At 43.9% G+C, this 12,537-nt stretch carries 13 protein-coding genes; 8 read left to right on the top strand and 5 right to left on the bottom strand.

Annotated elements, in window-relative coordinates; all coding sequences use genetic code 11:
• Window positions 1-394: 394 nt before the first annotated feature.
• Entirely contained in the window at window positions 395-1,102 is a 708-nt protein-coding gene (locus ACX93W_RS07470) for a GNAT family N-acetyltransferase (protein WP_459391662.1), read from the top strand.
• 118 nt (window positions 1,103-1,220) lie between these two features.
• On the opposite strand, the gene ACX93W_RS07465 is transcribed toward ACX93W_RS07470, so the two are convergent.
• Window positions 1,221-1,577 (bottom strand): collagen-like protein, encoded by a 357-nt coding sequence (locus ACX93W_RS07465; protein WP_459391661.1) that lies wholly within the window; start codon window positions 1,575-1,577, stop codon window positions 1,221-1,223.
• A 451-nt stretch (window positions 1,578-2,028) separates the two neighbouring features.
• On the opposite strand from ACX93W_RS07465, the gene ACX93W_RS07460 reads away from it, so the two are divergent.
• Together ACX93W_RS07460 and ACX93W_RS07455 are read left to right on the top strand one after the other, a co-directional pair.
• Window positions 2,029-2,559: a hypothetical protein gene (locus ACX93W_RS07460; protein WP_459391660.1), complete on the top strand. Its 531-nt coding sequence runs from the start codon at window positions 2,029-2,031 to the stop codon at window positions 2,557-2,559.
• A gap of 3 nt (window positions 2,560-2,562) precedes the next feature.
• Window positions 2,563-3,252: an AIM24 family protein gene (locus tag ACX93W_RS07455; RefSeq protein ID WP_459391659.1), complete on the top strand. Its 690-nt coding sequence runs from the start codon at window positions 2,563-2,565 to the stop codon at window positions 3,250-3,252.
• Between the two features lie 4 nt (window positions 3,253-3,256).
• Here ACX93W_RS07455 and ACX93W_RS07450 read toward each other — a convergent pair whose 3' ends face one another.
• Both ACX93W_RS07450 and ACX93W_RS07445 read right to left on the bottom strand, forming a co-directional pair.
• On the bottom strand, window positions 3,257-4,264 hold the full coding sequence (locus ACX93W_RS07450; RefSeq protein WP_459391658.1) for a phosphotransferase: 1,008 nt from the start codon (window positions 4,262-4,264) through the stop codon (window positions 3,257-3,259).
• Between the two features lie 42 nt (window positions 4,265-4,306).
• Complete coding sequence (locus ACX93W_RS07445; RefSeq protein WP_459391657.1) at window positions 4,307-4,867, bottom strand: TetR/AcrR family transcriptional regulator; 561 nt, start codon at window positions 4,865-4,867, stop codon at window positions 4,307-4,309.
• Between the two features lie 59 nt (window positions 4,868-4,926).
• Here ACX93W_RS07445 and ACX93W_RS07440 point away from each other — a divergent pair, with 59 nt between their 5' ends.
• Window positions 4,927-5,370 (top strand): GNAT family N-acetyltransferase, encoded by a 444-nt coding sequence (locus ACX93W_RS07440; RefSeq protein WP_459391656.1) that lies wholly within the window; start codon window positions 4,927-4,929, stop codon window positions 5,368-5,370.
• A 98-nt stretch (window positions 5,371-5,468) separates the two neighbouring features.
• On the opposite strand, the gene ACX93W_RS07435 is transcribed toward ACX93W_RS07440, so the two are convergent.
• Window positions 5,469-6,386, bottom strand: coding sequence for a DsbA family protein (locus ACX93W_RS07435; protein ID WP_459391655.1), 918 nt, complete (start codon window positions 6,384-6,386; stop codon window positions 5,469-5,471).
• Window positions 6,387-6,508: 122 nt separating this feature from the next.
• Here ACX93W_RS07435 and ACX93W_RS07430 point away from each other — a divergent pair, with 122 nt between their 5' ends.
• From ACX93W_RS07430 to ACX93W_RS07415, 4 genes are all read left to right on the top strand, one after another.
• Entirely contained in the window at window positions 6,509-6,841 is a 333-nt protein-coding gene (locus ACX93W_RS07430) for a winged helix-turn-helix transcriptional regulator (RefSeq protein WP_459391654.1), read from the top strand.
• Window positions 6,842-6,969: 128 nt separating this feature from the next.
• Window positions 6,970-8,934, top strand: coding sequence for a glycoside hydrolase family 2 protein (locus ACX93W_RS07425; RefSeq protein ID WP_459391653.1), 1,965 nt, complete (start codon window positions 6,970-6,972; stop codon window positions 8,932-8,934).
• A 355-nt stretch (window positions 8,935-9,289) separates the two neighbouring features.
• Window positions 9,290-9,829 carry an RNA polymerase sigma factor gene (locus ACX93W_RS07420; protein WP_459391652.1) on the top strand — a complete coding sequence of 180 codons (540 nt, stop codon included), beginning with the start codon at window positions 9,290-9,292 and terminating at the stop codon, window positions 9,827-9,829.
• Window positions 9,830-9,953: 124 nt separating this feature from the next.
• The gene (locus ACX93W_RS07415) at window positions 9,954-10,808 is read left to right on the top strand and encodes a hypothetical protein (protein ID WP_459391651.1); all 855 of its coding nucleotides are present in this window, start codon (window positions 9,954-9,956) and stop codon (window positions 10,806-10,808) included.
• A gap of 702 nt (window positions 10,809-11,510) precedes the next feature.
• On the opposite strand, the gene ACX93W_RS07410 is transcribed toward ACX93W_RS07415, so the two are convergent.
• A complete protein-coding gene (locus ACX93W_RS07410) occupies window positions 11,511-12,386 on the bottom strand; it encodes an AraC family transcriptional regulator (protein ID WP_459391650.1) in 876 nt (291 codons plus the stop codon).
• Between the last annotated feature and the right edge of the window lie 151 nt (window positions 12,387-12,537).

Below are 12,537 nucleotides of genomic sequence, written 5' to 3'. Positions count from 1 at the left end.
GTATAGTTGTGAAATTAACCTTAAATAACGTTAGTTGATGAACGGACCCAGCGAGAAATTACGCAGGAGCTTGGTATTTAGCGATGTTATGTGTCGCGCATTGCAAAGCTGTATGTGTTGAACCGTTATCATGAGCTTTATAAAACGAAGCGATGAAAATGCATTTATTTGTGAAAAGCCGGCGATGCCGGCTTTTTAATCTGCGCGCTTGAATGGTAAAGAGTCTTTTTATAGCTATTTCTTGCATGGGGCGAAAAGGCAGTAAAAGATGCCCTAAAGCAGGGTTGCATACACACCCCAGACAATCCGGAATATCGTCTCTTATCAAAGAGATAGTTTTATTGTATATTATAAAAAAATAAAGTTGATTAAATTAAGTTAAGGGGGCTACTACATGCGCTATAATCAATTCAATCAGCCAATCGGAGATCCCATTGCGAATGTTGCAGAGCGCGGACGGTTTCCAGATATAGCACAGATCCCGGGGACTTATTGCACGCTGGAAAAGCTTTCTGCCGAGAAACATCTGGACGATCTATATAACGTTTATGGACCGGATAGTCCCCTGGAAAACTGGACCTACTTGTCGATGGAGCCTGTACAAAGTAAAGATGAGTTGAAGGATTTATTGCTTAATATGGAACAATCAAAAGACAAGTATTATTTTGCAATTATCAATAATCAAACCTATAAAGCTATAGGAAGCTTTGCGTTGATGAGAATTGACCAAGTCAATTACAGCATAGAAGTAGGGTGGGTCGTTTATTCGAATCAACTAAAACGAACGCGAATTGCTACTGAAGCCCAATTTCTCTTGGCACAATATGTGTTTGAAGATTTGAAATACCGTCGATATGAGTGGAAATGCGATTCGTTAAATCAACCATCCAGAAATGCTGCATTGCGCTTAGGATTTACCTATGAAGGAACCTTCAGAAATGCAGTCATTTACAAAGGGAGAAGCCGTGATACGGCCTGGTTCTCTTTACTGGACTCTGAATGGCAAGAAACGAAGGAGCGCTTTACCGCATGGTTAGCCGAAGATAACTTTGATGAATCCGGCAACCAACGGTCCTCTTTAGAAAATATCATTAAACGCTGATTTCATACATCTGCACAACGAGTTTTTGAGTTGTTGGGCATTGGCGCTTGAATGCCAATGCCCTTTTTTCGTTTTAAAATGATCCGTTCAACACGGCTGATTCAAATTTTTCCAGTCATCAGACGCAGGAAAAAGATTGAATCGACCGCAGGTCGATTCCGGTATACATCCAGGAGAAGCCGTTCCATCTAAATCCGGCAATCGAGTTTGGTCCGATAAAGACGGGGAAAAACCAGAACTGGCTGCCGTTATGCATCCAGATGTACGTAAACCGGAACATGCAACGCCTGATAGCGCCGGGGTCGACGGTCAGCAAGGAGGCGGATTGCTGCTGAGGCACGAATGCCGGCGGCGGAGATGTAGGCGCCATCGGTTGTCCGGGAGGCCCGGGAGCCGGACCTGGGCCTGGGCCGTGCCCCGAAGGAGGTCCGAATGGAGGACCAAAAGGCGGTCCAAAGGGTGGTAGGAACGACATGATTATTTCACTCCATTTTGGTCAAATTGGATGACTTAGAATACTTAAGCCAGCACTTGCGGAGCTGACTTTTTTGTATACTATGCGAAATTTTCGCTTCCGTTCATCAAGTGGCGCAGGGGCTACATAACGTCGTCTAATTAAATTGGAGGGGAAGCGTGAAAAAGTGGAGAGTAAACTATTTGCTGGTCAGTGTGCTTTTCGTCTCGTTTTTAATCTTTTAAATGTGGTTCCATATAAATTTGAATACAAACCCGAACTCCTTCTGAATTTAAAAGGGAGTTCGGGATTTTTTGATAGTTTCATATAATCTACCGCTACCAATCCGCGGTTAATGTCGTATTATACTATAGTATAGTTATCCGCCTATATGGGCGTTGTCATAATGAGTCGTTTTTTTATTGAATTTGTCATGCATCAATGCGATCACTTTATAAGAGGAGGGATAACGTTGCCTAAAGCGGCATTCCTTGTTTTGACCCTTTTATTTATGTCCTTTCTCTTTCTGATTTTTCCACATCAGGTTGCTGAAGCGGGCATGTGGAGCAACATTAAGGGGATTTTCTCCGCGCCAGCCAAAATCGATGCGCTGGAGCAGCAGTATATGGATGCCAAGCAGCAGCTTGAAGAGCAGAAAGAGCAGTTCGCTGAATCGTTACTGCAAGTAGAGCAAAACGCTGTGAAGCAGGCGGAGCAATATGCAGCGAGGCAAGAGGAGCAAGCAGAGCAATATGCAGCGAGACAAGAGGAGCTCATGCAGCAGAATGAACAATTCCGAATAGCGAATGAGCAGCTTATGGAGCAGAATCATTCGCTCATTCAAGAAATGGAGCAAATAAAGCAGAAGCAGGCAAGCTTCACGCAAAAGCTCATCCATACGGTACTTATTATTTTGATTCTATCGACGATCTACATTCTTTCTTTACGGGTATGGCGGTTCCTTGTTTGGCGCAAGCAGAGGCAAGTTGGCAGAGGAGTGTAGACCATGAAAGCAACCTTCCCTGCGGCTATTGGACATGTTAAGGTGACGCTTGATGAAACGGACAAGCTCCATGTGCTTCATCCGGGATCGATTATCGCTTATCAAGGCGCGCCGCAGCAGCGACAAGATTATTTTATGAATTTCGCAGGCGTCTATCGCAAAAAGAAATGGGTCCGCGCATTGCTGGGCGGACCCTCCGAATTTATTATCGGCTTGCCGCCGGGTTGTTCCCTGGCGACAATCGCTATTGGGCCTGAAAGCGACTTGCTGTTCGATTACCGCCATGTACTCTACTTCACGGACGGCATTCAGCTTAAAAGCGTCATTCAGAAAATGAAAAATGTGTGGATCACCCGTGAACTGGTGCGAATGCGCTTCACCGGACCCGGCGAGCTAGGCGTGATCACTAGCGGCGATATTGCGGTGATCCAGCTGGACAAGGATCAACCGCTTTTTGTTAATAGCAGCTCGCTCGTCGCTTATCCCGCAAATGCGAGCATCCAGCTTGCCGTATATGGCAATCAGTTAGCGAGTCAGAGTATGAACGTTCAGTGGAAAATAAGCGGGAGCGGCCCTGTCCTCATTCAGACGGGTTTGCATGGGAAGGACTTGGAGCATCCTCTGCAAAGCGACGGCTTCCTCAAGCGGTTGCTTCGAGAGGTGCTTCCATTCGGCAGTGTGTATATTAAATAGCAAGTTATTCACCGGGGCCATATTGGGCGAGATATTGAGGATACGCGCTTAGATGAACGGATTTGGACTTGCGCCGGGCCTCCTCCCGATGCTCCGGAACTTGCTCCGCCTCGATATAGTCGGCAAGTACGTCGATGACATCGTCGAGCAGCTTTGCCCGAAAGTATAGCTCCAATCGCTCGAAGGCAGCGGCACCTGCCAGCGCCAATGCTTTTTCTCGCCATATTGGCCATGAAGGATGCTGTATAAAGGGCCATAGCAATACGGAATAGTCCATAGCGGCATCTCCATGACCAGAGAGATCATCCCAGTCAATAATTCGGAAGCTGCCATCGTCCAGTGTCAATATATTATTGCCGTTCAGATCGTTATGAACGACATCGGCCGCAGGGAATTGAAAGGCAGTCGACTGCGAAACCGATTCGTCCAGTCTCCTAATTTCGTCCCCGAACCACGCAATGGTTTCGTTCGATACGAAATCGCTGATCATCTCGCGCGAGCTTTGGATGGTTTCGAGATCAGCCTCAAATCGGGCTATGTACTCGTCCTGGAATGCCTCCGCATAGGTGCGAGTCTCCGTATTCGGCAGCAGCTCGCGAAGACGTTCATCGCGATGGAGCTTTGCGGCAGTTTCCAAAATTCCATGTAGAGGAGTCTCGGGATTTCTTGATTGCGAGAGCGGGACTGCATGGTTGATATACTGGAAGGCAAGGCCGTATGGATAGCCCGGCACGACTTCGGACTCGATTAAGCAAACAAGCCCGGGGGCGGAATAGTGTTCGGCAAGATATCCGCTGACGCTTGCCCACTTCCGCAAACGCTCGGCATAGCCGGGCGGAGCCAATTTTATATGAAGCCAGGTGAGTCCATCCGTCAAGGTAAAGGATGCGTTGCCGAAACCTCCCGGGTTATAGATATATGACGCCTGAATCCGGCTTGGGTCAAGGCTGAGCCGGACAGAGTTCGCGGCTGCCCACTCCGCAACCTGGTGTTCTGCCAAAGATATCTCCATATTTTCGTTCTGCCTCCTCGCCTATTCTCTTTTTACGCTGCATCAGTCCTCTAGCTTTAACAGCAGCTGTTGGATGCGCATAGACATACCCGTTGGTTCTTCCTGCATGCCGCGTACAACCCAGTCCTCAATCACCCCGAATACGCCCGATGCAATAAACAAACTTTCCGTTTCTTCAAATATCGCTGGTTTATCAGGATATTTGTTTTCTTGAAGCAGCTCCTGATATATTTTTTCCTTGAAAAAAGCTTTGATCTTTTCAGGGGTCAACAAGGTATCTTCCGGGTTAGCCATCATTTGAAATAATGTTTTGTTGCAATAAATATAATCTGTTATTTTATTTATAAAAACGACAATGTCATGACGCTCTTTGATTGGAAATGATTCATCGTAGAACCGATTGAATTGATCAAACATTTCGGTTTCGACTTCTTGATATAAAGCGTAGATGTCTTGATAATGCAAATAAAATGTGCCTCTGCCGATATCGGCAAGCTCCGAAATTTCGGAAATCGTTATTTTGGAAATTGTCTTATTATCCAATAAGGTTAAAAAAGCTTGTTTAATCGCTGCTTTGGTTTTAACAGATCGTCTATCTCCCACGGAAACAACCTCTTAATTATACAAATACAAAGTCTTATTATCAGCAAAATTCCTGTTTTGTGGGCATATTGGATGGGAAAATCGTTTCTGCTGTTTTGCTGAAAAAGCGTGGCGCAAAGAGCCCGGGATTCTTTCAATATCTATTTAACGGAGGCTTGGCATTAGCGGCCCAGATCGGTCTAAAGAGGCTTACCCGTCTCTTGTCGACGCTGGATAAAATGAAAGAAGCCTGTGCTCCTTACGGGAGGGATAGCTGGTACATTGATTCCTTTGCCGTTGCAAAAGGTTTCCAGGGTAAAAGTTTGGGGAGCGCGTTGTTTCACGACTTTATTTTTCCTTATGCCAGCAAGCATGGGGGCGGTTTAATGACACTCGTTACCCATACGGAATTAAACAGGAAGTTTTATTGCAAAAATGGGTTTGAGGTATTTAGTGAATACCGTATCGGAGAAAATCATAATTTAATTCCGAATTATAGCTTCAGTCAGCGCATCAAAAGTTAACCAGTTAAGGCGGAATCAAATGAGAAAGCACCTCCTAATAGCCGAAAAGGGCTGAATTAAGAGGTGCTTTTCGTTTTGCCTGTCGCTGCTTTTAATTGTTAATTGGAAATGTATACTTCGTCCAAAATCGTATGAACGCGATAAGCATCCTTGGCTAATTGGCTTTCCGCAAACGCCTCGACCTGATGGCTTTGGATATCATACATTTCTTCGATTTCTTTTGAAAATAAAAGGGACTCCTCTTGAAGCAGGCATGACAAGCTTGGCACGGGTTTGGGTTCAAGGGCGGCAGATGAAATTTGCTGGAGCGCGCTAACGTATGTCTCCAGAGGCCTGGCTCCGCTGATTTTTACGCCTTTGTTTTCTTCGTTCACCATAACGAGGGTTGGGAAACCTCTTGCGCCAAGCGTTGACGCCAGTTCAAAATCGCCATCCAATAGCGCTTGAGCAGAATCCAGTCCCGATTCTTCAATTACCTTTGCGCCATCCAAACCGACTGCATCCACTAGATCAATCAACACGGCATCTTCGGCAATATTTCGGTTAAAGACAAAAACAGCTACTCTAGCCCGGCGCAAAAATTCAACTTCTTTTCCGGGATGCCTATGCGCAATTACCTTGAATACGCGAGAAGGCGGGTAGGAAGAAAGGATAGGGTCCGATATCCACAAAGATCCGTCAATCGGCATGCGGGAATGCAAACCAACTTCCTTCCAATGATGAGCAACGTCCGCCGGCTTCTGAATGCCGTTCGAACGATCCGCAAAGCCGTGCCAGCTCGGCAGCAGCCCGCCCATTACAACCTTCAGGTTAAAATAATGCCCATATTGGCGTATAAATCGATTGAGCACAGGCTCAAGCGCCCAGCAATGAGAACAAATCGGATCGGTAACGTAATACAGCGTGAATTTTTTGGCGGGTTGGTTTAAATCAATGGCTTGAACCTGCTCTTCGTCTGCAGAACCGCAAATGCCGGTTTCAAGATCACACATCATGTTATGGTTTGAATTACTCATTAGTTGCACCTCGACTTTCAATGTCTTGAGTATGGTACAATTATAGCAAGCAGTCTCAATTCAACAAGTATGATAAAAATTAATACTAAGTATATAAAAGTATACTAATGGAGGAATGCCCAGTGAAATACGAGTTTAAAATGGACCAATTATGTCCGGCAACGTATGCGTTCCAAGTGATTGGAGGAAAATGGAATTTGCCCATTCTGGCCATACTCAGCGAAAATGAGTGCATTCGCTACAATGAGTTAAAAAGAAGATTAACCGGTATCACAGGAACGGCTTTAACCAATTGTCTCAAGGAGCTCATCGATTACGGCATTGTCCATCGGGAGCAATACAATGAGGTGCCGCCCCGCGTCGAATATTCCCTGACGCAGTCTGGCAAGGAGCTTGTTCCGTTGATTGAATCCATGGTGGCATGGGGCCAAAAAAATATGGCAACGGTGAATTAAGTGTGCTTTTAAGAATATAGTCCATGAAAAGCCGAGTTTCCTCAATTGGATTTTTGGGCTCCTTGCGTTACATTGAGGGTAGTGCGACAAAACAATCCTTAAATACGTTACGCATAGGAGTGGATAAAGTGGAGCAACCCGGAAGAACAACGATTGTGCTGAGCAAACAGTGGGGATTTCAAATCGATCCAGAAGGCAGAGGAACAGCAGAGGGATGGCCGGCTTCCGGCTTGCCGTCTCCGAAACAAGTGACGGTTCCACATACGTGGAATGTAGGGGCGGAAACGGAAGATTATCGCGGATTAGGATGGTATGAATATGTCTTCCAGACTCCCGATCTTGCCCAGGGCGCAAGGGTATGGCTCCAATTTGAAGCCGCATATCGGGATTCTGTCATTTGGATTAATGGCCATAAGGCAGGAAGCCATTCCAATTCAGGGTATACAGCTTTTCGAATAGAGGCAACGCCGTTTGTAAAGGCCGGAGAAAAAAATCTGGTCGTGGTATCCGTCGACAATGGCAATAGCGAAACAGCCCTGCCAAAAGGGAGAAGCTTCGATTGGGCCGATGACGGCGGGATTACTCGCAATGTTTCCTTGATCTATACTGGCGAAGCGGCAATTGATATTGTCAGCATTCAGGCAGTTCCGTTATTCCCGCAGGCTGAAGAGCACGGGATTAACGGGAAATTGACAGGGGCAATCAAGCTTCACGAAGCATTGCCGGGGGACGCTAAAACCTTTGATCTGGAATTGGAGCTGAAAAGGGAAGGGCAAACCGTCTGGACGTCAACGCAAACAATCCACTATCCGTGCATTGATGTGCCGCTGCCAGAGGTTGTCCTTGAACATATACAATTATGGCATTTCGACCTTCCCCATTTGTATGAGTTAAGCATTGGAATAGCGGCAAAAGGCGTCCTATACGATCAAGTGACGACTGTATTCGGATTTCGCGAATTCCGTACGGAAGGCAGCCAATTCCTTCTAAATGGAGAGCCTGTTCGCCTCACGGGCGTAGAGTGGATGCCTGGTTCTCATCCCGACATCGGGATGGCGGAGTCCGAAGAAGATATCAAACGCATTTTAAAACAATTAAAGCATGCCAATGCTGTGTTGACCCGTTTCCATTGGCAGCAAAGTCAGCAGCTGCTTGAGTGGTGCGACCGGTATGGTATTTTGGTGCAGGAGGAAATTCCATTATGGCAGCAGCCGGCGGAGCCCGACGAAGAAACGATGGTGGTGACGCGGCAGCAGCTGTATGAGATGATTTCCCGGCATAATCATCATCCAAGCGTTATTGCATGGGGTGTCGGAAACGAATTGGACGGGCTGTCTTCCCAAACGACAGCATACGTGCATGAGATGAAGAAATACATCCGCGAACTGGATTCCACCAGATTGATTAATTATGTGAGCAATACCGTTCATCTTGGACCTTCAACCGACGCAACCGGTGCGGGCGATGTCCTCATGTGGAATGATTATATCGGAACGTGGCATGGCGAGCATGATATGGACGAGACCATTCAAGCGTTGATTGCTTCCCACCCCGACAAACCGATTGTTGTAGCGGAATTTGGTCTCTGCGAGCCGGCATTTTCCGGCGGAGATCCTTTCCGGCAAGAGCAAATGGTCGAAAAAATGGCGTATTACCGCAACTATTCCAATATCGCCGGGATGATCTATTTTAGCTTTAACGATTATCGTACTCAAATGGGCGAAGAAGGAGAAGGTCGGTTGCGTCAACGGGTACATGGGGTAACCGATCTGTTCGGAAACGAGAAAAAATCGTTCCGTCTGCTGCAAGAAGTTTCGGCGCCGATTCAGCTGGAAATGATAAACCCAAGCTCAGGCGATGGAGCTGTTATTTTCCGTCTTAGCTGCCGGAATGATCTTCCGAGCTATTCCGTTAGGGGATATAAACTTCACTTAAAAACTGAAGATGGCGATTGGGGGCAAATCGTCAACATCCCGGATCTGGCGCCTGGTGAACAAACCGATATTTCGATACCAACAACTGCTATTTCCCGCAAGCTTAAAGCAGTCATCCAGCGGCCTACGGGATTTGTTGTACTGGAGCAAGCTATATAGCTGTGACATTGAAAACAACCTCTTAAAGCAGGTTTGCTCCTTTTGTGAAACGGATCGTCCTATAAATGAACAGCATAAATTAATAAATAAAGGTGCGGGGGCAGACCCACACCTTTATTTACGTTTACTTTCAATTACTAGCTGGTTTCCCGCAATCGTAATTCACTTGCTCACAGACCGATTCAGAAGCTTAAATTTGATATAGGGTTGACAATATTAACTTTTATAAGTACCATCTACCTTAAAAAAGTCCCAATAATATACAAAATACTTTTATGAAAGGTTGGGATCTCCCTATCGAATTTTTGATTAGAAGAGAGAATAAAATTGAATTCCGACTGAAAAAGGAGGAAAAATGATTATTAATAATAATTTTGACGGGAAAGGATATGAAATAAAACAGTTTTATTGTGATTATTATCAGGTTATGTATAATACTGCATATTCAGTATTGATGGATCATTATGAAGCAGAAGATGTTGTTCACAATGCGATTATAAAACTGGCGGATCATATGGATACCGTTTGTGGGACAACGGGTAAACGTACAAAATCTTATATTATTGTTACTGTAAGAAATCTTTCAATAGATATTTACAACAAGAAAAAAAGATTTGACTTTCTCACCTCAGAAGATGAAAATAACTTGCCTTCATGTGAATTGGTCGATATTGATGAAATTTTACTTAAGGCAAATGAAAGTGTTATTTTGGAAAAAAAGATTTACCAACTCTATCCCCCTTACCACGATGTTCTTATCCTCAAATACTTTCATGATTGTTCACTAACTGAAATAGCCGCAGCTTTAGATACTACTAAAAATAACGCCAGTGTGCGAATACATAGAGCGCTAGCTTCTCTAAAAAATATATATAAAATTGAAGGGAATGATTAACTTAATTATTTATAAGTGTAATATATCTCATTACAGGCAGTTGTATATTGTAAGGAGGTGCAAAACAAAAGTATTTATAGATTTACAAATTAAAAGACTATAAACAAATGAAGGGATGTTTACTATGAAGAGTTTGTTTGGTAAGCAATTATCATTTATTTTAGTCATTGCTATTCTACTAGCAACTTCGAATTCTGTGTTCGCACAAAAACAATCGGGAACCGATATCGTTAATAACTTTGGAGACTTTAGCGAAAAAATTGAAACAATTAGCAATAACGACGGTAGTTTAACATACATTTATACAATTAGTAACCACTCTACAGGGGATGTAGTTGAAGCAGTAGTTAATGATGATAAGGATTCAAGAAAAGTTCTGGTTTCAACTAACGGCACATTAGAAAAGATCACTACCCTAGATAAAGCAATGAACAATATTGAAATTCAAGATAATCAGGGTGGCTCTTTTCACAATGGTGATGAATTTCTTTCCAGTAATGTAATTAATGCTGCTAGTGACACGCCGTCTTATCCCTACCTACAATCACTTTACCATTCAAGTCTAGGCCATTGGGGTTATCTATACGGTGAAAACAACATTACCTACGGATCCGAGTATAAGATACAAATTTCAACGGGTACTGCTTGGTCGACAGCAATATCTGTCGTCTTGGCCGTTATAATACCTGGTGCAACAGCTGTTGGAATTCTTTTGGCCCTTGGAGTGTCAACAATAGGAGTATCTATAGATACTGCGATAGATGGGAAGATTTATGCAAGATATAACAGATGGGATTATGAGGTTTTCTTCCAAAGTCAATTAGGACTAAAAACATATCAAATTGATATTGATCAAAGAGTGATTGATAACAATACCGGTAATATAACTTACGTTGATGTTGATGAACAGGGATTTGTTGGTACAAGAAGTGATATGATATACGCGGGTGTATATAATGTTTACATTTTTAATTTATAGTTAGTTATTTTAGCTTAAGAGGTGCAGGAATAAGCTGTACCTCTTTTGATTTAGATTTATCTGGTATCCGCCCAACATAGTTATCAAACATTCAGCATGTCAAACACAACAAGCGAGGTAAATGAGTTATGAAAAATAAAAAGCTTGTGAATGGCTCCATTATCTTTCTCTTTTCCGCTGTATTCATAATAAATTGTGTCATCGGCTATTACTCGAAGGCGATTAACTCAGAGTTGATTATTATCTCGTTTATTGCTATGTGTATGGTTGCCTATTTCAATATGATACTTTTGAAAAAGAGCATTGTTTATCAATTGATTTCTGTAATAGGAAGCGTGTTACTATTCGCATTGTTAATCATCCTGACATTAAATCAAATGCCGCGATACACATACAATGAGGCAACTAAGATTGTTTTAAAAGAATTGTCTGAAAGCGCAACTGTGGAATCCCTAAATTCCAAGTCCAAAACAATAAAGTCAACTCAAGAAATAAATTACTTTATTGATAGAGGATATGTAATAAATGTTCGAATTGACGATAGTAAAACATCCTTCTTCTTTAATCCGGTTACTGGCAAGTATATAGAAATAAGCGAGCTTATTCATTAAGTAAGTTGCTGCTGAAATGTCCGCCATCTGGATAACCATAAAAATTAATGAAAATCCCCGTCACTAGCAGGGAATTTTCATTTGTGCCTCCTTAACCCTTCAGCTTGTTGCGATAAGCGGTGGGGGACAGGCCGATAATTTTGCGGAACAGCCGTGAAAAATAGTAGGGATCTTTGAAGCCTATCATATGGCAAATTTCTTTAATCGTAAGCGTGGTCAAGTCAAGAAGCTGGCTTGCACGCCGCATTTTTAAGCGAAGGTAATAATCGATCGGGGCAAAACCTACGGATGTTTTAAACAGATGGTTTAAATGCTGCTTGGAAATTTGCGTGTACTGCGCGATTTCCTCCAGCGTCAGCGTTTCTTCCAGCTTCATATTCATCAGATGGATAGCCGTTTCGATATATTGCTTTTGCCGATCGTCGTCTTCCCGCGCCGGAATAACGCCAAGCGAGCTAATCGCATAAGCTGCCGTCTGCATAGCGAGAATTTGATGAGGAGCGGAATAGGCGGCGCTTGAAAGCAGGTCGAAGCATTGGTGGAACAACGTAATGAATTTTTCGGAATCATGGACATGGAGTGTCAGCGGGCCAGAGCCCCCCTTTAACAAATCGGAGTAATACCTGGCTTGCTTGCCCTTGAAGTGAAGCCAGTATATCGTCCATGGAGTATCGGTTTCTGTCCAATAAGAATGGGGCGTATCGGCTGGAATGACAATGAGCTGCCCCTCTGTCACGGCATGCTGTATGCCATTGATGGATACTCGTCCTTCGCCTTCCGCGCAATAGATCAGAATGCAGGTGTCGCAGCCGCTCGGCCGCTCTCTATGGTGATAGCGCGCTCGCGGAAAGAAACCGATATCCGTAATATATAACATCCGGTTTAGCGGGTGAGCGACGATTTGCTCCAGCAAATAATCGGGAATGACAATGATTTTTTCCGCTGCGAATCCATCTACTTTTTTCAAAGGCGATAACGCTCCCCTCAGCAGGTTTTGAAAGTAATTTCAAAATTATAAATGAAAATAAGAAAATAGTCCATTATGTTCCGAACTTCGTGAATTGTAGCAGCCTCTACGCTCATGTATTGTTGTCGTATAAGCTACTATCATCTATCAC

This window comes from Paenibacillus sp. CAU 1782, assembly GCF_054551715.1.
Note: the sequence above shows the minus strand (reverse complement) of the source record. Positions and strands in the feature narration are given on the sequence as shown.

What these genes read in the sequence shown, in the direction of transcription:
- ACX93W_RS07435 (WP_459391655.1), bottom strand. Translation starts at nt 6,386, where the DNA reads ATGAGTAATTCAAACCATAACATGATGTGTGATCTTGAAACCGGCATT.
- ACX93W_RS07415 (WP_459391651.1), top strand. Translation starts at nt 9,954, where the DNA reads ATGAAGAGTTTGTTTGGTAAGCAATTATCATTTATTTTAGTCATTGCT.
- ACX93W_RS07465 (WP_459391661.1), bottom strand. Translation starts at nt 1,577, where the DNA reads ATGTCGTTCCTACCACCCTTTGGACCGCCTTTTGGTCCTCCATTCGGA.
- ACX93W_RS07455 (WP_459391659.1), top strand. Translation starts at nt 2,563, where the DNA reads ATGAAAGCAACCTTCCCTGCGGCTATTGGACATGTTAAGGTGACGCTT.
- ACX93W_RS07470 (WP_459391662.1), top strand. Translation starts at nt 395, where the DNA reads ATGCGCTATAATCAATTCAATCAGCCAATCGGAGATCCCATTGCGAAT.
- ACX93W_RS07450 (WP_459391658.1), bottom strand. Translation starts at nt 4,264, where the DNA reads ATGGAGATATCTTTGGCAGAACACCAGGTTGCGGAGTGGGCAGCCGCG.
- ACX93W_RS07420 (WP_459391652.1), top strand. Translation starts at nt 9,290, where the DNA reads ATGATTATTAATAATAATTTTGACGGGAAAGGATATGAAATAAAACAG.